At 63.6% G+C, this 20,676-nt stretch carries 18 protein-coding genes and 1 tRNA gene; all 19 read right to left on the reverse strand.

The annotated features are described in order from the left end of the window. Positions 1–128: 128 nt before the first annotated feature. On the reverse strand, positions 129–1,148 hold the full coding sequence (locus KHN93_RS12810; protein ID WP_167705904.1) for a TraB/GumN family protein: 1,020 nt from the start codon (positions 1,146–1,148) through the stop codon (positions 129–131). Positions 1,149–1,249: 101 nt separating this feature from the next. After that, on the reverse strand, positions 1,250–1,711 hold the full coding sequence (locus tag KHN93_RS12815) for a cupin domain-containing protein (RefSeq protein ID WP_053054115.1): 462 nt from the start codon (positions 1,709–1,711) through the stop codon (positions 1,250–1,252). Between the two features lie 35 nt (positions 1,712–1,746). Beyond that, positions 1,747–2,541 carry a WecB/TagA/CpsF family glycosyltransferase gene (locus KHN93_RS12820; RefSeq protein WP_016903299.1) on the reverse strand — a complete coding sequence of 265 codons (795 nt, stop codon included), beginning with the start codon at positions 2,539–2,541 and terminating at the stop codon, positions 1,747–1,749. A gap of 4 nt (positions 2,542–2,545) precedes the next feature. Beyond that, entirely contained in the window at positions 2,546–3,340 is a 795-nt protein-coding gene (locus tag KHN93_RS12825; protein WP_039522111.1) for a polysaccharide pyruvyl transferase family protein, read from the reverse strand. Positions 3,341–3,376: 36 nt separating this feature from the next. Then, positions 3,377–4,576 carry a GumK N-terminal domain-containing glycosyltransferase gene (locus tag KHN93_RS12830; RefSeq protein ID WP_211920296.1) on the reverse strand — a complete coding sequence of 400 codons (1,200 nt, stop codon included), beginning with the start codon at positions 4,574–4,576 and terminating at the stop codon, positions 3,377–3,379. A gap of 64 nt (positions 4,577–4,640) precedes the next feature. Next, positions 4,641–6,125, reverse strand: coding sequence for a lipopolysaccharide biosynthesis protein (locus tag KHN93_RS12835; protein ID WP_047128908.1), 1,485 nt, complete (start codon positions 6,123–6,125; stop codon positions 4,641–4,643). A gap of 17 nt (positions 6,126–6,142) precedes the next feature. After that, on the reverse strand, positions 6,143–7,192 hold the full coding sequence (locus KHN93_RS12840) for a glycosyltransferase (protein WP_211920298.1): 1,050 nt from the start codon (positions 7,190–7,192) through the stop codon (positions 6,143–6,145). Beyond that, entirely contained in the window at positions 7,189–8,331 is a 1,143-nt protein-coding gene (locus tag KHN93_RS12845) for a glycosyltransferase family 4 protein (RefSeq protein ID WP_211920301.1), read from the reverse strand. The genes KHN93_RS12840 and KHN93_RS12845 overlap by 4 nt, the downstream gene beginning before the upstream one ends. A 67-nt stretch (positions 8,332–8,398) precedes the next feature. Further along, positions 8,399–9,487: an acyltransferase family protein gene (locus KHN93_RS12850; protein WP_104594348.1), complete on the reverse strand. Its 1,089-nt coding sequence runs from the start codon at positions 9,485–9,487 to the stop codon at positions 8,399–8,401. Between the two features lie 13 nt (positions 9,488–9,500). Continuing rightward, positions 9,501–10,592, reverse strand: a complete 1,092-nt coding sequence (locus KHN93_RS12855) for an acyltransferase family protein (protein ID WP_211920303.1) — start codon at positions 10,590–10,592, stop codon at positions 9,501–9,503. Continuing rightward, a complete protein-coding gene (locus KHN93_RS12860; protein WP_212579642.1) occupies positions 10,589–11,875 on the reverse strand; it encodes a polysaccharide biosynthesis protein GumE in 1,287 nt (428 codons plus the stop codon). The genes KHN93_RS12855 and KHN93_RS12860 overlap by 4 nt, the downstream gene beginning before the upstream one ends. Positions 11,876–11,969: 94 nt before the next feature. Then, positions 11,970–13,424: an undecaprenyl-phosphate glucose phosphotransferase gene (locus KHN93_RS12865; protein WP_039522126.1), complete on the reverse strand. Its 1,455-nt coding sequence runs from the start codon at positions 13,422–13,424 to the stop codon at positions 11,970–11,972. Between the two features lie 243 nt (positions 13,425–13,667). Beyond that, the gene (locus KHN93_RS12870) at positions 13,668–15,107 is read right to left on the reverse strand and encodes a GumC family protein (RefSeq protein ID WP_026064516.1); all 1,440 of its coding nucleotides are present in this window, start codon (positions 15,105–15,107) and stop codon (positions 13,668–13,670) included. Then, positions 15,089–15,787: a polysaccharide biosynthesis/export family protein gene (locus KHN93_RS12875; RefSeq protein WP_016903310.1), complete on the reverse strand. Its 699-nt coding sequence runs from the start codon at positions 15,785–15,787 to the stop codon at positions 15,089–15,091. The genes KHN93_RS12870 and KHN93_RS12875 overlap by 19 nt, the downstream gene beginning before the upstream one ends. Before the next feature lie 472 nt (positions 15,788–16,259). Continuing rightward, positions 16,260–16,336, reverse strand: a tRNA-Pro gene (locus KHN93_RS12880). 60 nt (positions 16,337–16,396) lie between these two features. Further along, the gene (locus KHN93_RS12885; RefSeq protein WP_005995911.1) at positions 16,397–16,753 is read right to left on the reverse strand and encodes a MerR family transcriptional regulator; all 357 of its coding nucleotides are present in this window, start codon (positions 16,751–16,753) and stop codon (positions 16,397–16,399) included. Next, positions 16,734–17,033, reverse strand: coding sequence for an integration host factor subunit alpha (locus tag KHN93_RS12890; RefSeq protein ID WP_002811076.1), 300 nt, complete (start codon positions 17,031–17,033; stop codon positions 16,734–16,736). The genes KHN93_RS12885 and KHN93_RS12890 overlap by 20 nt, the downstream gene beginning before the upstream one ends. Positions 17,034–17,054: 21 nt before the next feature. Then, complete coding sequence (gene pheT, locus KHN93_RS12895; protein WP_211920305.1) at positions 17,055–19,433, reverse strand: phenylalanine--tRNA ligase subunit beta; 2,379 nt, start codon at positions 19,431–19,433, stop codon at positions 17,055–17,057. 126 nt (positions 19,434–19,559) lie between these two features. Further along, positions 19,560–20,555 (reverse strand): phenylalanine--tRNA ligase subunit alpha, encoded by a 996-nt coding sequence (gene pheS / locus KHN93_RS12900; RefSeq protein ID WP_016903312.1) that lies wholly within the window; start codon positions 20,553–20,555, stop codon positions 19,560–19,562. Between the last annotated feature and the right edge of the window lie 121 nt (positions 20,556–20,676).

Here is a 20,676-nt window from a genome sequence, read left to right on the forward strand (position 1 = left end):
CTGGCGTGGGCCGAGCCGATCGATCGCCGCAGCGCGCGCCGCGCATCGCCTGCCTGCGAGGACGGCGATCGGTCAGTCGATCGCCACCTCGTTCCAGACCACAACCGCCGGGCAGTCGTGCCAACGTGTCAAGGCGCTTCCACCGCATATCCCAGCGCCTGCAACCGCGCCAGATAGCCATCGGCCGCGGTCAGCCGGCTGATCGGCAGCACCGCGAAGGTGCTGCGATTGCGTTGCAGCGCGGTGGTGGCGATGCTCAGCCAGTGCTCGCGCATGCGCCGTTCCAGATCGTCGATGCCGCGCTTCCTGGCGGCGCCGGAACTGGCCATGGCGCTCATGCAGGCGGCCTGCGGATCTTCGCGTGGCAACTGCCGCAGTGCCTCGATGTCGCCCACCGACCAGGCGTTGGCGCGCTCGACCATCGTGGGCAGGTCGCGCTCGACGGTGACCAGGATGCTGCGGAAGCACGCGGTATCGTCCATGCCACCGGCGCGGAACTCCTTGATGGCCTGGCGCGGGTCGGCGATCTTGTAATCCAGCGCGGTGGGGGTCGGCTTGATCCCGGCGCGCTTGGCGGCACGCTCCACCACCGACCAGATCACCGGCGAGCGCGCCAGGCCGGAGCGCTTGATCGCTGCCTGATACAACTCGCCGGCGGCAAGCATCGGGCGCTTGCGCTCCACCCCACGGTCGCTGCCGAGATAGCGTGCCTTGGCAACCGACCAGCGCGCATACAGATCAGCCGGCAGCAGCTCGCGCAGTTCGCGGCCGTCCTCGTTCTTCATCGCCTTCATCGCCGAGGGCAGCAGGGTCAGTTTGCCGAAGAACCCCATGTCCGCATCGATCTGGACGGTCGGGGCCATCAGCACCTGCTGCGACTGGCCGATGATCGTCTCCACCTCGGCCGACTGCCACTGCAGCCGCTTCGGCAGCGGCGACACGGTGCCCAGGATCCACAGCACATGATCGCCCTTGCTGACCTTCCACAGGCCCGGGCCGGGTTGCACGCCGCGCACCACCATCGCTTCCAGATCGACCACGGCCGGCGGCGATGGCGCGGCCGGCGGCGGCTTCGTGCCATCGCTGGCCGACGCCAGCAACGCCACCAGCATCATTCCCACGCCCCACCCCGCCCGCTGGCCTCGCATCACGTCTCGCCCCCTGTGTGAGAACGCGGACACTACGCCAAGCCGGCCATGGCCGCGTTAGGGAAATGTTCACCGCCGCAGCCGCCGCAGCCGTCGATGGCTCAGCGTGGATCCAGGCTGGCCAGGTGCGCAGCCAGCGGCGAGGCGCCGTCGAGCAGCGCGAATCCTTCCCAGACGAATCCCGGCGAGACCGTGCAGCCCACCAGGGTGAAATCGCCAAGCGACCGCGCCGCCTGCCAGCACCCTGCCGGCACCACGTGCATCGGCTCACCGCGCTCGGCAGCATCCAGGATCAGGCGTTGCAGCTGCCCGCTGGCCTCGTCGTAGATCGACAGTTCCAACGCATCGCCCTGCTGCCAATGCCAGCTTTCTTCCGCATCGACGCGATGCCAGGCGCTGGACTCGCCGGCAGCAAGCAGGAAGCGGATGGCGGTCAGCGCCGGGCGCGGCTGGCCGCCCTCGCTCACCTGGCGCGCAGACGCATACACGCGACGGAAATGCCCGCCCTCGGGATGCGGGGCGAGTTCGAGCGAACGGATCAGGTTGGCGGCGGTCGGATGCATGCCTACATGCTAAGCCAGCCGACCCCGCGCATGCATCACGGCAGGTGCTTGCCCGCACGCAGGCAGGTACGGAAGAACACCAGCAGATCCCAGCTATAGCGCTTGAGCAGGCGACGCGGCTCGTTGAGCAGCCGGTACATCCATTCCATATGCAGGCGCCGTACCCAATCCGGCGCACGCTTGGCGGTGCCGGACAGGAAATCCAGCAACGCGCCGACCCCGAACACCAGCGGGACGTTCAAGGCATGGCTGTGGTCCAGGATCCAGCGCTCCTGCAGCGGGTTGCCGAAGGCCACCAGCAGCACATCGGCGCCCGAGCGATTGATGCGCTCGGCCAGGCCCTCGCCGGCGGCGGCAAATTCGCCGTAGCCGTCGCACATGCCGACCACCTGCTGACCCAGGGTTCCGGTCAAGGTCGCGGCAGCGGTCTTGCCCACGCCCGGACGACCGCCGAGCAGGAAGAACTTGAGCGGCTGCGCGGCCTCGCGACACAGATACGGAATCAGGTCGGTGCCATTGAGATTGCCGGCAAAGCGGCGGCCATGGATCAGGCGCGCTGCCAGATCCATGCCGATGCCGTCATTGACGATGCGCACGCTGGGCTCGCGCATCCGCAGCCGCAGTGCCTGGCATTGCACGATGAAATTGGTGTTGGCAAAAAATACCCGGCGTGGTTGCCGGGCGGCCAATGCGTGAAACAACTCCAGTGCAAATGCTTCCTGCGTAGTGGAGAGCACCGGAAATCCGCCAAGCGGAATCACCACGCCCTGCGGCATCGCTGCGTTGGCGGTTGCTGTCGTCTCCGTATCCACATGCCGGCCCTGCATCATCGAATCACCAAAGGTCGTAAGGAAACGCGGCCAACAGCCCGGCCTGCAGTTTTTCCAGATCGAAATCGCCGTTACCGCCAAGCTTCAGGCACTCTTCCACGCTGTTGCCCGAGTGCCACTGCATGCGTCCGGTGCCGTTGTAGTAGTCGTCGTACTTGAAGCGATCCTCGCCGTTGCCCCAATCCAGGTACACCGCCGGAATCCCGTATGCCTCGGCAAGAATCAGCCCGTGTAGCGAACTGCTGATCACCAACTCGGCGCCCAGCAACGCACTCATGAAGGTTGCAGGCTTGACGTTGGGAAACACCAGATGGTCCGCGTACGCGCTGTACTTCTCGACTGGCTCGTTGAAATGCGGAACGATGGCGAAGGGACGCTTGTTCGCCGTTCCCAGTGCATCGGCCGGGAAAAACATCGGTGTCAGCAGACCGGGGTCGCCATAGACTTCCGGCACCGCAATCCCGCGATCGAGCAGGAATTGACGCGTCTTCGGACCGCGCACTGCACGCACATCGAGCGTGCTGAAGGTATTGCGCTCGGCAGGAATCTTGCCGTTGATGCCGCTGCCCCAGACGGTGTCGCCGTCCTTGGCAAAATGCAGCACGGACCCGATGGCGATCAGTTTCTTGCTGAGATCACGCTTCTCGATCAGCGTCTTGTCCTGCAAGGAGAGCACACAGGACACAATCACCTTGGACAGATGATCGCCCATGTTGACGCCAGCGTTCTTCGGCTGCCACCAGAACAAGGCACGGCGTTCCGCATGTTCGATCCATTTCTGCAGCAAAGCATTGGCCATAACGAGCAGTCTCCTTCTAAAGTTGGGTGCGCCGCATCAGTGCGAGAGCGCGGCCTCCGAAAAAGCACGCACAGCTGCGCCATCTTGCTGCGGGTACAAACGGGTTTCTGGATACGCACCGGGATTCAGCACGCGGTCGGTGGTGTCGGACCAATTCAGGCATTGGCGGTAACGCACGCGCGGTGCTTCCAGCGCGCGACTGATGGCCGCAATGACCGACTCACCGTTGCCGGGAGTGTAGCCGAAACGCGATTGATACGGCCCCACGACGGCATTCGGACACACCGCAGGCAGGCCGAAGAAATCGTATTGCAGCAACTTCATCGAGCTATCGGCCAGATACACCGGCACCTGCTCGGATGCATAAGGTGCGATCCCGAAACGGGCATGCTTGATGTAGCCGATGGTCTCGGCGTGCTTCATCTCGCCATAGACGATCACGTTGTCGCCATAGCCGGGATGCCGGCCCATGCCCGAGCCGATCACATGGAACGTGACCTGCGGGAACGCCTTGCTGGCAACCACGAAGAAGTCCGGATCGAACAACATCGAGCCCACCGCAACCGCATGGATGCCTTCGCCATACGGCGATGGGTCACCCAGCTGATCCAGGTTGTGATCCACACCGTGGCCGACGTGATAGACGTTGTCGCGGCTTGCCACTTCCTCCGCCATTGCCGGCGACACCAATGCGATCACATCCAGCGTCGGTGCAACCCGATCGAACTCGCGCTCGATATAGGACGCGACATTGATTGTGCTCAGGCCGTCGGAAGCGCGATAGACCAGCTTCGCTGCCGGATTGATGCGCTTGGCCAGCTCGATGAAGGCCACCGCGATACCGCTTTCGAACACGATCACGTCCGCCTCGCGCATCCAGTCCAGCAACTGGCGTGGCGGGTGCGCGGCATACCAGCGGAACATCGCATCTTCGACAGAACGCAGCCAGGCGCGGCGCGTGTTGAAGGGATGCACCGTCGTGCGCCACAGGTAGCACTCCACGCCCTTGTGCGACACCACGGTGTTTGCGGTGTCGTCCAGCGGCAGCCGCATGTCGCCCTTCATGCGCGACAGCCGGCTATAGCGCAGCGAGAAAAACCGCGTGGTGCCGCGCAGCGCGAGTTGATCGGTGATGAAGTGGATGTTGGCGCGCCGTGGCGTGCGGTAATCGTGGGCGGACAAGACCAGATAGCAAGGCCGGCGAATGCCGGAAGCGGCGGCGGGTGTATCGCTCATGGGCCGTGTCCTATGAATGAGTGGGAGTAAGCATGCAAGAACGCAGGCGAAGACGATGTCGATCTCATTGGCGTGCCTTGGCCTGCTTCAGCAACTTGCGGATGTTGAGGATGGCAACGACATCGCGGCGGAACGCCGGCCAGATCGCCAACGCCAGCAGACAGACCGCCGCCATCGCGGCCGCACCGACAGCCAGCTGCTGCCACAGCGGGCCACCGACGGTGATGGATGCGTAATACGCGCACACTCCCGCCACGCCATACGCAGTCATCGCACGCACCGCATTGGTGAACAGTGCAACCACCGGTGCGTCGGAGATCTTGCCGACCCAGACCAGCGACAACGGCCAGGTCACCAGCAGGCCGAACGAGTAGCCGATCGCCACGCCCATCGCGCCCCAGCGCGAGCCAACGAAGATGCAGCCGATCAGCACGATGCGGCTGACCAGCGAGAACAGCAACTGCGCACGCATCAGGCCCCTGGCAAGGAACACCCAGTAGGTTGCATAGGACGCGGTCTGGAAAATACCGCCCAGCGTCAGCACCTGGAACAGGGGCACCGCCTCGCGCCACTGCTCGCCGAGCACCAGCACGATCAGCGGCATGGCCAGCGCGCAGGCGAAGGCGAACAGCGCGACGATCAGATGCACCATCACCGTCTGCCCGCGCAGCAGGAAGGCGCTGAAGCGTTCGCGGTCGTCCTGCAGCTGCGACAACACCGGCAACGCCACGCTGGTGGCCGGCGCGTTGATCTGATTCAACGGCATCATCAACAACTGAAACGCACGGTTGTACAGGCCCAGTGCATCCGGGCCGGTGCGCCAACCGATGATGACCTGGCCGACGTTGCGGCTGGCATAGCCCAGCAACTGCGCAGCCATCAGGTTCCAGCCGAAGCTCATGAAGTCGCGCATCGGCGCCGAGCGTTGGTACCCGCCCGGCAACCAGCGTGCACAGCTCGCCGCGATGATGAAATTGACCACCGCCTGCACCACCTGCTGCACCACCAGCGCCCAATAGCCCCAGCCCAGCAAGGCGGCAGCGACGGCCGCGCCCAGGCCCAGCACCTGCGATCCCACATCGCTGAGCGCAACCTGGCCAAACCGCAGCCCGCGGCTAAGGTGCGCGCGGTACTGCGTGGTCATGCCGTTGATCAGGAAGGTCACCGCCAGCGCCTGGGAGATCGTCACCAACGCCGGTTCTTTATAGAAATTGGCGATCACATGGGCAGAGGCGTACACCACCACCGACAACGACAAGCCGATCCCGCTGTTGATCCAGAACAGGTTGTCGCGTTGCTCGCGGCTGACATGCTTGGCCTGCACGGCAGCGGCAGACAGGCCGAAATCGCGCAGGATCTCGGCCGCACCGACAATCGCGGTGACCATTGCCATCAGGCCGTAGTCGTAAGGCGTCAGCAGGCGCGCCAGCAGGATGATGCCGCCGAACTGCACGACCATCTTGGCCGACTGGCCGATCATGGTCACCGCTGCGCCACCGGCGGCGCGCGAACCGAGGCTGCGCTGTGGCGGCGGCGTGGGAGAATTCATCGTTGGGATCTCTGCGGTCACAGCGCGGCGTCTCCATCCTTGCCGAGCGCTTCCAGGTAGGTGCGGTAATGCAGCTGTCCGATCCGTGGCCAGTCACGTTGCGAGAGATCCGGCGCCGGGCCGCGCGGCGCGGCACGCACTTGGTCCAGCATGCCGGTCAGCAGCGCCGCATCGAATTCGCCTTCATAGAGAAACACCCAGCCCGGCCCCACTTCTTCGGCAATCGCCGCATTGGATTCGCTCCACGGTGCCAGCACCGGGCGCGCCAGCGACAACGCCAGCAACAAGGTGCCGGAGTTGTGCATCTGCCGGTACGGCAGCACCACCAGCTCGGCCTCGCTGACTTCGCGTGCCAGCACCGGTTCTTCGACATAAGCCAGCAAGGCGCTCACACGCGGATCCTGCGCGCAGGCCTCTTCCACCAGGCTGCGCATCTGCGGCGTGGCCGGGTTGCCAACGATACGCAGCTTCAGGCGCGGATCGTCGACCTGACGCATCACCTCCAGCAGCGTTTCCACGCCCTTGTACGGGCGGATCAGGCCGAAATGCAGCAGCCGCCCCGGAACCGGCGTGCCTTGCGGCATCTTTGCAAACCACTCGCGATAATGGCCGTGCAGGATGGTGTCGGTGAATGGCGGTCGCGGCGGCGTGGTCGCGTTGATGCGGATCCAGCGACGCGTCAGCCGGTCGATCCAGCGCAACAAGCCGCGCTCGCGCCAGCCGCGATCCTCGTGCGGTGCCAGGTTGTGCAAGGTGCGCACCACCGGCGTGCCGGTCAGCTGCAGCTTGAGCAGCAACAGCGCCGCACACATTTGCTTGGCCAAAGTGCCGACCGCACTGGGATGGCGCAACAGATATTCCGGCCAATGCAGATGCAGCACGTCGTAGCGCGACAACAACGCATCGCGCATCGAAAAGAAGCGCGGCTGCACTGCGGCGGGCAGCGATGCGTAGAGCTGGGTCAGATACGGATTGGTGCTGGCATTGGGCTTCTCGGTGGAGAACAGCACGGTGACCTGCGGCTGCGCGGACGCACGCACAATCGCTGCCGATGCAGGCGCGCTCATCGCACTGCCTCCCGAGTACGGCGGCTGCCCAACGCGGTGTGGTACTCGTCGATGTAACGCCCGACCACATGCTTCCAGTCGTAGCGGCTCACGTACGCCATCGACGCTGCACGACGCGTATCGAAATCCGCATCCGCCTGCAGCGCCAGCGCCTGCACCTGATCTGCGGCCGCATCGATCCGGTCGCGGTTGACGATCACGCCCTGCCCCGATTCGCTGGCAAGACGCACGAACGGCGGAATAGCGCTGAGGATCGGAATCAGGCCGGCACTCATCGCCTCGACCGCAGCGATGCCGAAGCCTTCATGGCGCGACAGGCAGACGAAGAACTGCGCCTGCTGCATCAGGCTGCGCAATTGCTCCTGCGACGGCGACATGCTGAGCTGCACCTTGTCCTGCAAGCCCCGCTCGGCGATCGCCTTGCGCAGGTCGGCCTCGTTCAAATCATATTCGCGTCCGGCGATGATCAGGCGCCACTGCGGGTCGCGCTGCAATACCGCCTGCAGCAGCTCAAGGGTTTCGATCAGGCCCTTGTTCACCGACCAGCGGCCGAAATACATCATGGTCCGTCCCGGCGTCGCTGCGCCCTGCCCTGCGTATTTCTCCACATCCACGCCGTTTTCGATCACCCGCAAACGCGCCGGCGACACCACCTTGGCGAACAGCTCGCCGTCGTTCTCGCTGGTGGCGATCACCCGCGCATACGCCAATGCCGAGGTGCGGGTGAGCGTCTGAAACCATAGCTGCTTCATCCGCGAGGCATACGCGGTGTGGAAGAACCCGCCGTGCGTGGACACCACCATCGGCTTGCCATGCAGCGGCCTGGTCAGCGCCAGATAGTCGTAGAAAAAATCGATGCCGTGCAGATGCACCAGATCGGCCGAGCGGATCGCGCTCAGCACGGACGGCGCCAACGGATAACGCGACGAGCCGCGATAACCGATGCGTCGGATCGGCAAGCCTTGATAGGTTTCCTGCTGCGCAAGTTGCGCACCCGGATCGGTAAACACCCGATCCAGGGTCACGACCTCCACCGTATCGGCACTGGTGGCCTGGTGTTGACGGGCCACATTGAGAACGACTTCCTCCATGCCTCCGATCGAAGGATGGAATTGGCGGACGACATGCACCACTTTCATTACGCCAATCTCCTGTGCCAGCGACGCAGACACATCTGCATGCTCGGCTGATCATTCTGGAAGCTCGTCATTTACGTTTCAATCCCAACATCCACGGCGCAACGCGCACCAACACCGCGCGCATCGGCACACTGACAGCGACAGCAAACGCGCTCAGGCCCATCGCCCAGGCCGGTGTGCCGATCAGGCTGCGAGCGATCACACCAGTTCGTGCCACCACACTGGTGAGCACCAGGAACACCAATGTGTGCGTGCACAGGATCAGCAAGGTATTGCCACCGATCCACTGCAGCCAACGCCACTGTCGAACGAAATACGCCACGCACAAGGTCATCGCGGTGCCCAGCAGGCTGACCAGCAGGAACACCGCAGCGGAATGCCCGAACTGCAGATTGTTCACATCCACTTGCCCGTTCCATCCGGCCAGCCACCACCATGCTGCCGCCAGCACCGGCAGTGCCAACGCCCACACCGAGGCGCCAAGCGCGCGCAGTGCATCGGCATAGCGCGACAGCCACCCGCCCACGGCGATGAAGAACAGCGCGACAGGCAATACATCCAGCGCCAACGGAAGCCGCAGGTGCAACGACGGAAACCAGCCTGCCCATGCCAAGGCGAGCAACAGACTGACTGCTGCCAGAGCCGCCGTCGTCAGGCGCGTACGCAAGGCGATATAGGCCAGCGTGGTGACGAACAAGGCCGGCAGGAACCACAACGCCGGAAGCACGTACAGACGCGTGCCGTTGGCCCAGAACAGGCCGACAAACGGATTCCACCACGGCAGCACATGCGATGGATGCGCCGCGCGGCTGGTCACTCCCATCAGCAACCAGCAGGCGTAAGCCACCAGGAAAAACGCGACATAGGGAACCAGCAACGTGCGCGCCAACTTCGCGATCGTCGCCACCGTCATTGCGCGGCGGCCGAAGCGCTCGCCCACCCAGCCGGACAGCACGAAAAATAGCGGCACATGAAAACTGTAGGCAAACAACTTGTAGGCGGCCGGCATGCCGTTGGCATGCCCCAGCACCACCAGGACAATGGCCAGCGCCTTTGCTGCATCGATCTGCCAATCGCGGGTCAATGCAGGCGCTGGCGCGGCCTTGGCACCCAGGCCGTCGTGCCTGGACGCGTTAGAATACGGTGCGGTGGTCATGGCGCAGCGCCGCTCATGCCGCCACCGGGCGGGCACCCAGGGTCCACGGCGCAAAACGCATCAGCAACCAGCGCAGCGGCACGCACGCGAGCAGCGCAAACACCGTCACGAACACTGCCCAGCCCGGGCCCGGACGCGAGGCAGCGAATCCGCCGGCCAGCGCCGCGACACCGGAGAGCACAAAGAACACCAGCATATGGGTGCACAGGATCAGCAAGGTATTGCGGCCGATCCACTGTATCCAGGCCCAGCCCTGTACCAACCGTGCGGCACAGATCACCATCAGCGAGCCGAGTACTGCGCTAACCACAAATCCGGCGTGGTTGCGGCCGAACTCCAGCATGTTGACGTCGATGCGGCCGTTACGATCGGCCAGCCAGGCCACCGGCAACGCCAGAAGCACCGTCGCCAGCGCGCTGACCGGCAAGGAGCTCGGCAGACGTGCGGAAACGTGGATCAGCAAGGCGCCCAGCGCGTAGAAGCACAGCGACACCGGTAGAACGTCCAGGCCGAAAAAAAGCCGTACCTGCTGGCCCGGAAACCAGCGCATCCAGCACCAGGCCAGGATCAACGACGCCACCGCGATCACCACCGGCGACAGCCAGCGCCGCAGTACTACATAGCTCAGCACCGTCACCAGCATCACCGGCAGGAACCACAGCGGGGGCTGCACATACAGATCGGGGCCGATGCCGGTGAACATCGCCACGATCGGCTCCCACCACGGATGGCTGCCCCAGCGCGCCGCCTTCTCGCCGATATTGCGCGTCAGCAACCAGTACGCGTAACCGAGCAGATAAAACGTCACATACGGCAGCAACAGACTGCGCGCCTGCTTGCTGATGGTCTGCGGCAAGCCGGTGGTCCGCGACGCATAGCCCGCCGCCAGCCAGCCGGACACCATGAAAAACAGCGGCACATGAAAGCTGTAGGCAAACAACGTCATCGCATGCGGCACGCCCTTGGCGTGGCAGAACACCACCAACAGAATCGCCAGGGCCTTGGTGGCATCGATACGCGGGTCGCGGCTGCGCCCGCCGGTGGCAACGTACGCGCCGACCACCGGTGCAACCGGCTGCGGTGCTTGCGTTGCCGCCACACTCATCGCGTGCCTCCCGCGGGCAGTGGCAATCGCGCATCCTCGTCGGCCGAATCCTGTCTGGGCAGCTGCGTAGCGCTGGCAGCAGACCAGGTCGGCCGCATGTGCCACAGGCAGCCGCACACGAACCACCACAATGCCGACGTCTTGATCGAGAAGTAGCCGTTGGACACCAGCAGGCTCAGCGCGAATGCAAAGATTGCCAGGTTCTTGAACAACTGCCCTTCCTTGCTCGGCATCAACAACAGGAACGAATACGACAGCAGGAAGGCGAGCACGCCGACGATCGACTGCGATGCGATGAAGTAGGCAATGCCGCTGTCGAAGTAACGGTATGCCTGCGCAAAATCCAGGCCCATCCACGAGTTGAAGGACAGGTTGTTCATCGAATTGACGGTGAAGAAGATCCGGCCCATCGTGTTGTCCTGATAGGCCGTGATCCCGGTGATCCACACCAACAGCCACGCCGTCATGATCACGAGTAGAAAGACCAGGAACGCCAGCCGTTGATCCAGGCGTTTCAATAGCGGCGACAGCAGCACCATCAGCACGCAGGTGCCCGCCGCAAGTCGGCCGTCGGAGGCCACGACCATGAAACCGATCAAACCGACCGACAGGATCAGCATCGAGGGTCGCATCCAGCGCCAGAACACCAGCACGATCGCGGTAAAGAAGCAGATGTAGTTACCCATCGTCACTGGCTCGATGAACATCGAGGAGGCGCGGGGAAGATTGGAGCCCGGCAGGAAGTTACGCTCGCCCGGTCGCGTGGCGCTAACGAACAGGTTGCTGTCTTCGTTCCAGAACCCTTCCGCGCTCATGCCGCGCGCGTTGACGAAGAAGCTCTTCGGGTTGACCAGATCGCCATAGGCGCTGGGCATCGCCAGTTCGAAGGCCGCAACCAACGACACGATGATGGTCATGCGCACGAACAGCTTGGGCACCGACCCGGTATAAGCCGAACCAAGCACCACGAACGCAAACACCACCAGCGCGTCGCGGAAGAACTTGGGATCGATCTGCCAGTTCACCAGAAAGCGCACGAACATCAAGGTGACGATCAGCCCCAGGCCGCTGATGATCAATGCAATGCGCTTGCGGCTCATCGAGCCCAGGCCGAGCAGGAAACACGCGGCGTAGACCATGAACTCGACTGCGTAGGTGATCACCGGACGTACGGTGAACACGTTCGCGTTGATCAGCGCCAGCACCAGGTTGTAACCGACGCCAACCAGCAGCGTCAGTTCGATCAGCAGGTTGTGCCAGCGAACGCGGGCCTCGTCGCTCATTCGGATCAGCATGCAGACGCCTGCTTGAGAGGGGCGGCTGCGATGCAGCCGCCCGCGGCGCTCGACGCGCCAGGTCGCACACTCCCCGCCATCATCAGTACGCGGTCTTCTGTCCGAGCACACGCACTGCGGTCAGCACGATGATGCGGATATCCAGCCACAGCGACCAGCGACGGATGTAGTCCAGGTCGTACTGGATGCGCTTCTTCATCGTGCGCAGCTCCGGGGTTTCGCCACGGAATCCATTGACCTGCGCCCAACCGGTGATGCCCGGCTTGACGTAATGGCGCTGCATGTAGTGATTGATCAGCTTTTCATAATGGGTATTGTGCTGCGCAGCGTGCGGGCGCGGACCCACGATCGACATGCTGCCACCGAGCACGTTGAAGATCTGCGGCAACTCGTCCAGGCTGCTGCGGCGCAGGAACGCACCGAAACGGGTGATACGGGTGTCGTTCTTGGTCGCCTGCTGGATGGTGGTGCCATGGTCGTCATGCACACGCATCGAGCGAAACTTGAACATGTAGAACTCGCGACCGCCCAAGCCATGGCGACGCTGGCGGAAGAACACCGGACCCGGCGAACTCATCTTCACACCGACCGCAATCGCAGCCATCAGCGGCCACAGGCCCATCAGCGCTATCACCGCCAGGATCTTGTCCTGCAGCGCCTTGGCGACCACGAAGTAGTTGTCGCGGTCCACACCGCCCTGGCGCAGGTTGATCACCGGCACGTTGCCGATCTGCTCGCCGGACTGGTTCAACAGACCGAAGTCGAACAGGTCCGGCACCAGCTTCACGTTGATCGGATAGCGATCCAGGCGCTGCAGCAACTGCTTGATGTGGTCACGTTCGCCCAGCGGCAGCGAAATCCACACCTGCTCGACCTGGTTGTCCTTCAGGTACTCGATCAGCGCGTCCGGATCGCCCAGGCACGGCAGCGACTGACGCTGCTCGGTCACGGCGATGTCGTACGGTGTGCGGAAGTAGCCGACCAGGTTCATGCCGACCCAGGGATTGCGGCTGAGGTAGTGATTGATCTTCATCACCGGGTGACGCAGACCCACCACCACCACCCGCTGGACATCCACACCCTGGGTGCGCAGGTGATTCAGGAAGCCGCGCAGCACCGTGCGGGCTGCCACCAGCGAGGCCAGGCCACCGACAAACCACAGGCCGATCCAGCCGCGCGAGACCTGCTCGCCAACCTGCACGATCAACGCGTGCACCGCGAACAGCGCAAACACGCCGCCGAATGCACCGCCCAGCACCATCAGCTCGCTCAACAGCCCGCGACCGCGCCAGCTGCGATACAACGGGAACAGCGCAAAGCAGATCACCGAGTACAACAACGTGGTGGCAATGGCGACCCGGTACGGTGCCGCAGGCACCCAGGAGCCGAAGACGATGCGATAGGCGATCAGCCCGGAGACCACGACCATGGTGAGGTCGAAGACGCGCAGGACCAGATCGGCTGCAGCCGAATACTTGGACAACAATCGCGGCGAGGATGTGGTGTAAGTCGCGCTACTCAAGTCTGCCAAAAGCATGGGGATGTCCTCCAAACTCGATACGGCGCATGCGGGGGAACATACGAAACGCACGCGAGCTTTCAATCATCTCCGTCGAGCGATCACCGCGGTAATACCTACCGACCCCAGATCGCACGACAGCCCTTTGTTTCAACAGAGACAAACTTTCAAACGAAGGAGCCCGAAACATACGGGATCCAACCTTTTCCACGCTGAATCAGTTGTCACTTCAATTAACCATCGTTGTGCAACACGACGATGTCAGTCCAACCGCGTCTGCGCTGCCGTGCCACGCAGGAAGTAGCGCACAAGTGCCACAGCCACGCCCAGGAATACGCCAAAGATGAAGCCCAAAGCGAGGTTCAATTTGAGTTTCGGCGAAGTCTTAGACGTAGGCACGTCTGCGGTATCGATGATGGTCACGTTGTTGGCGCCGACGTTGCTCGCCACACCGATCTCCTTGTAGCGCTGCAGGAGCGCATCGTAGAGCTGGCGATTGGTATCGACGTCGCGCTTGAGCATGTTGTAGCGGATGCTGCGGCTCTGCAGATCGAGCTCATCGTTACGCAATCCGGCGATGCGCTGGTTGAGCAACTGCTCCTGATGCACCGATGCGTCGTAGGTCGCCTTCAGCGACTGGCGGATATTGAGGACCTCGCCATTGATCTGGCGACGCGACTCTTCGATCTGCGCCTTCAGGCGCTGCATTTCCGGATAGTCCGGCTTGAAGGTCGACAGCTTCTGCTGATATTCGGTGTTCAAGCGGATCTGCTCGCCGCGCAGGCTCTGGATCAGCGGGTTGCTCAGCACCTGCGGCAGCGACATTGCGTCACCGCTGCTGACCTGACGCCAGGCTGCCTCGGCCTTGATGCGGGTGTCCTGTGCCGATGCCAGCATCGCATTGAGGTCGCTGAGGTTCTGCGCCGGAAGCGATGGCTTGTCGTCGCCCACCGACACGATCTGCTCGTCGGTGGAATAGGAGACCAGATTCTTCTCCGAGTCCTCCACCTTGTCGCGCAACTGCTCCAGGCGCTCGGCCAGGAACTTGGTCGCGAACGAGGACGCCTTGATGCGGCGTTCCTGCGTACTGACGATGAAGACCTTGGTGTAGGTGTTGGCGATCTTGGCAGCAAGCACCGGGTCCGGCGAATCGTAGTTGACGTAGACCAGGCGCGAATTGAGGATCGGCTCGACCACCAGCCCGGCCAGCAGCGTATCGGTCAGGCTGCGCTCGATGATGGCCTGGCGCGAGTCCACCGACTTGCCGGCTTCCGGATTCTTGGCAGCAGCCTTTTCCAGCGCTTCGTCGACCTGCTGCTTGAACGCCGGCTCCTGATCGAGCTTGGCTTCGCGGATCACCGCACGAGCCAGCGAGCGGCTCTGCAGCAGCTGGTACTGGGTCTGATAGAAATCGCGATCCTGCGGCGATTCCACCGGCATCAGATTGTCGACATTCACCACGTTGAGCGAGTCGCGCTCAATCTGCAGCGTGCTGGTGGCGCGGTACTTTTCCGGCATCAGCAGGGTGACGCCAAACGCCAGTGCCACTGCCGCGACGGTGATCAGAATGATCAACCAGCGCTGCGACACCAGAGCGCGCCAGTAGTCGAGCAAGCCCACGTCGGCCAGCTCGAGATGCCCATGACGATGAGACGGGGAAGAACGATTGTCTGAATTCATACTCATCGGTAAGCGCGCCACACCATCACAAGGGGGGTCAGTTCCAGCATGGTGCGCAGCCAGACGCGTGCGTCCGAGCGGTACACCACAACGATGTCGCCGCCGTAGATCTCAGGGTCCGGGTTGGCCCCCTTCTCGATCTGGGTCAGATCGAATCTGGCGATCATCTTTTGACCGTTGACGGTGCGAAACACGATGACGTTGCCGCGGCTGGCCACTGTGCTAACGCCCTTGGCCTGCGCGATGGCCTGCTGCAGAGTCAGGTTGGCGCCGATCACCGGATAGATGCCCGGCTCGTCGACCGCACCGGTCACCGTGACCCGGCGACCATTGGATTCCTGCACGAACACCGACACCTGCGGCTGCTGCAGATAACCGGCGGCGTAGCGTTCTGCCACCAGCTTTTCCAGCTCGCCGACACCCAGGCCGGCTGCCTTGACGTCGCCGATCAACGGCAGCGAGATGTGGCCGTTCTGATCGATGCGGACCTGCCGCTCCAGATCGTCGACCTGGAACACCTTGAACAACAGCAAGTCGCCTGGGGCGAGTCGATACTCCGGTTGCACTGCAGACATCGCGAGCGGATCCGGAAGCGGCAGGGAATCCGCCATCTTCGGACCGGTGCTGCATGCGCCCAGTGCCATCGAGCAGATCAACGCCAGGCTGAGGCCTTGGCAAAATCGTCCGATCAGTTTTTTCATGCGTGTGGCTGGCTGCCTCGGTTGGGTGGGACAGGACCTCGCGCAGCATTCAACCGGCCAACACGCCAGCAAGAACGTACGACAGAGAAATTCATCCCAAGACGCTTGGGATCACGACAGGTGTGACGTGTTGCAGTGCACTATGGCATAGAACCAACGCATCGCAAGACGCTGCTCGCCATTTTTTTGACGGCGTTGGACTATTGATTCAAGTTCGTCGTTGCGGCGTTAACAAAACGTGATCCAGTTACTAATCCAGCGCTAATGATCTGGAGCATTTTCGGATACTTAGCAGCGTTCCGTGACCCAGGTCCATAGCGAGCGGAACCGCAAACAACCGGGCTCGGCCGGTCGCTTCATGCTGCTCTGCAATATGCCGATGGACATATCGTGTCACCCACATGACAGGCCAGGAATTGCATGTTGCGGCGCAACAAAAAGCCCATGTCCGTGAAGACATGGGCTCCGTGTTTGGTCGGGGTAGCCGGATTCGAACCGACGACCACTAGTCCCCCAGACTAGTGCGCTACCAGGCTGCGCTATACCCCGAAGATGTTGCATCCGCCACGAGGGCGGCCTGCGATTATAGCGGCTTTGTGAAGCGTTTTCCTAGCGGCGCAGCAGTTGCAGGACCTCTTCCAGTTCCATGCGCACCTGTTTGATGATCTGGTTGCTCAGCGCCGACTCGCTCTTGGCGCCATCGCCCTCCAGGCGCAGGCGTGCGCCGCCGATGGTATAGCCCTGCTCGTACAGCAGGCCACGGATCTGGCGCACCATCAGCACGTCGTGGCGCTGGTAGTAGCGCCGGTTGCCGCGCCGCTTGACCGGTTCCAGGCTCGGAAACTCGGTTTCCCAGTAGCGCAGCACATGCGGCTTGACGTCGCACAGCTCGCTGACTTCGCCGATGGTGAAGTAGCGCTTGGCCGGGATTGGCGGTAGTTCGCGATTACTGCCCGGATCCAGCATAAGCCTCCACCCGCTCCTTGAGCTTCTGGCCCGGACGGAAGGTCACCACCGTGCGTGCCGAGATCGGAATTTCCTCACCGGTCTTGGGATTGCGACCGGGCCGTTGATTCTTGCGCCGCAGATCGAAGTTGCCGAAACCGGACAGCTTCACCTGACGGCCCTGCTCCAGCGCATCGCGCAGCACATCGAAGAACGCGTCGACAAATTCCTTTGCCTCGCGCTTGTTGAGACCGACCTCGTCGAACAGACGTTCGGCCATCTCCGCTTTCGTCAATGCCATGCCAATCCCCTGGTTACCGCCTCAACTCCGGATCCGGGCGCGGTGCTCGCGCTCGATCACGGCCACCACATCGGCAACGACTGCGTCGACGTCCCGGTCGGTGAGAGTGCGCGAGTTATCCTGCAAAATCAAGCCCATAGCCAGACTCTTGAAACCTGGCTCGACCCCCTGCCCGACATAGCGGTCGAACAGCTGCACCTCCCGCAACAACGGCCCGACGGTGGTGCGCACGCTGCTCGACAGCGCCGCCCAGCTCACCTCTTCCGGCACCAGGAAGGCCAGATCGCGACGCACCGAGGGGAACCGCGACAGCTCGCCGGCACGCGGCAGCGCACGCTTGACCAACGCCGTCAGTTGCAGCTCGAACGCGATCACGTCCACGTCGATGTCCAACGCCTTGGCCAGGCGCGGATGCACCTGCCCGATCCAGCCGATGCACACGCCATCGCGATGGATGTCGGCCGAGCGCCCCGGATGCCCGAAGGGTTGGGCAGAGGGCTGGAATTCCAGCACCGCGCCACTGGCCGCCGCCAGCGCCATCAGATCGCCCTTCAGATCGTGGAAGTCCACCTTGCGCGCGGGCTCGCCCCATTGCAGCGCTAGGGCATCGCCACACACGGCCGCGGAGACATGCTGCGACTCCTGCGGGGCGGCGCCGGCATCGGACGCGGCCGCGAACACCTTGCCCAGCTCGAACAGGCGCACGCGCCCGGCTTGGCGGGCGGCATTGCGGCCCAGCGTCGCCACCAGGCCCGGCAACAGGCGCGGACGCATGATCGCCAGCTCGGCGCTGAGCGGATTGGCCAACGGCACCAGGCCGTCGGTCAGCTGCCAGCGCTCCAGCAAGGTGGCGTCGACGAAAGCGTAATTGATGGTTTCCTGCAGCTCGCGCGCCACCAGCTGGCGCCGCACGCTGAGCTCATCGAGCTGGGTTTCGCTCGGCATCGCAATCCGGCTTGCCCCGCCCGGCAGCGTGATCGGTACGCGGTCGTACCCGTGGATACGCGCCAATTCCTCGATCAGATCCTCTTCGATGGCGATATCGAAGCGACGGCTCGGCGCCACCACCTGCCAGCCTTCGGCAACCGCCTCCAGCTGCATGCCGAGCGCACTCAAAATGCGCACGACCTCGGTATCGTCAATCTGGATACCGAGCACGCGCGCGATCCGCGCGCGCCGCAGCAGGATGCGCGCCGGCTGCGGCAGATGCTCCGGCAATTGCGCATGCACCACCGGGCCCGGCGTACCACCGGCCAGTTCCAGCACCAGCCGCGTCGCCACTTCGATCGCTTGCGGCGGCAATGCCGGATCCACACCACGCTCGAAGCGATGACCGGCATCGGTATGCAGACCGAACTTGCGGCCACGCCCCATGATTGCGGCCGGATCGAAGTACGCCGACTCCAGGAACACGTTGCGCGTGGTCTCGGTGACGCGGGTATCCAGGCCGCCCATCAGGCCGGCCAATGCGACCGGGCGGTCGGCATCGGTGATGGTCAGGAAGCTGTCGTCCAGCGTGACCTGACGCCCGTCCAGCAACGCCAGCTGCTCGCCGCTGCGCGAATGGCGCACGCCGATCGGGCCTTGCAGGGTGTCCAGATCGAACGCATGCATCGGCTGGCCAAGTTCCAGCATCACGTACTGGGTGATATCCACCAGCAGCGAGACCGGACGCACGCCGCTGCGACGCAGCCGCTCGGCCAGCCACACCGGCGTTTTTGCGGCCGGGTCGATGCCTTCGATTACCCGTCCGCAATAGCGCGGCGCGGCGTTGCCGGCATGCAATTCCACCATCAGCGTGCGCGTGGACACTGGCGCCACTGCACCTGCTTCAAAAGCCACCACTTCGCTGGCGCATGCGGCCGCCACATCGAAGGCGATGCCGCGCACGCTGAAGCAGTCGGCGCGATTGGGCGTCAGCTTGATCTCGATGCTGGCATCGGGCAGGCCCAGGTACTCGGCCAGCGCCTGACCCACCGGCGCATCGTCGGGCAGCTCGAACAGGCCGGACGCATCGCTGTCCAGCCCCAGCTCCTTGGCCGAGCACAGCATGCCGTTGGACGCCACCCCGCGCAGCTTGGCCGCGGTGATGGTCAGCGCGCCGATCTGCGCACCGACCAGCGCCAGCGGTGCCACCAGCCCGGCACGCGCATTGGGCGCGCCACACACGATCTGCAGCAACTCGCCCTGCCCTGCGTCGACACTGCAGACCTGCAGACGATCGGCTTCCGGATGACGCACCGCCTCGACGATACGCGCCACCACCACCTGCCCCAGCGCCTCGCCCAGTGGCGTGACCTCTTCGACCTCCAGACCGATCGCCGTCAGCGTCGCGGCAAGCTCGTCGCGGCTCGCCTGGATGGGAACGTGGCTGCGCAGCCAATTTTCAGAGAATTTCATGAGGAGCCGGGAATCGGAAATGGAGAATGGGGAATCGCAAAAGCGGGGGCGTCGGGCCTGCGGAACGGAATCCAAGGAGCACGTGGCTCCAGCGATTCCCGATTCCCAATTCCCGATTCCCCGCCGTCAGGCGAACTGCCTGAGAAAACGCACATCGTTTTCGAAGAATGCACGCAGGTCGTTGACGCCGTAGCGCAGCATCGCAAAGCGCTCCACGCCCAGGCCGAACGCGAAGCCGGTGTAGCGCTCCGGATCGATGCCGACGCTGCGCAGCACGTTCGGGTGCACCATGCCGCAGCCGAGCACTTCCAGCCAACGCGTGCTGCCGTCCGGCTGCTGCCAGGCGATATCCACTTCCGCGCCCGGTTCCACGAACGGGAAATAGCTGGGGCGGAAGCGCATCTCGAAATCGCGCTCGAAGAACGCCCGTACGAACTCGGACAAGGTGCCCTTGAGATCGGCGAAGTTGGAGTGCTCGTCGACCAGCAGGCCTTCGACCTGATGGAACATCGGCGAATGGGTCTGGTCCGAATCGGAGCGGTACACCTTGCCGGCCGCGATCATGCGCAGCGGCGGTTTGTGCGCATCCATGTAGCGCACCTGCACGCCGGAGGTATGCGTGCGCAACAGGCGGCCATCGCCGAAATAGAACGTGTCGTGCATCGCGCGCGCCGGATGGTGCGGCGGAAAGTTCAGGGCTTCGAAGTTGTGCCAGTCGTCCTCGATCTCCGGACCATCGGACAACTCATAGCCCAGGCGCGCAAAGATCTCGACGATACGCTCGAGCGTGCGCGTGACCGGGTGCAGTCCACCGCGTTCGCTGCGGCGCCCCGGCAAGGTGACATCGATCCGCTCCCCGGCCAGCCGTGCGTCCAGCGCGGCGTTTTCCAGCGTGTGCTTGCGCTCGGACAACGCCGCGGTCAGCGCATCGCGCGACAGGTTGATCGCTTCGCCAGCGGCCTTTCGCTGATCGGCCGGCAGCGTGCCGAGCTGCTTGAGCTGGGCGGTGATGCTGCCGCTCTTGCCCAGCAATGCGACGCGCAAGGCTTCCAGTTGGTCCGGCGTCTGCGCGGCGGCGACATCGGCCAGCGCACGCTCGGTCAGGGATTGAATCTCACTCATTGCACTCGCGCCTCAACTGCGTCAACCGAACGGTGTTTCCGGATGCACCGGAACGCATTGCCACTCAAATCTGGTCTTGCCCTGTATCCAGTCAGCAATGCCGGCCATCTAAAAACGCAAA

Origin of the sequence: Xanthomonas arboricola pv. juglandis (assembly GCF_905367715.1) — a bacterium.
Lineage (GTDB): Bacteria > Pseudomonadota > Gammaproteobacteria > Xanthomonadales > Xanthomonadaceae > Xanthomonas > Xanthomonas arboricola.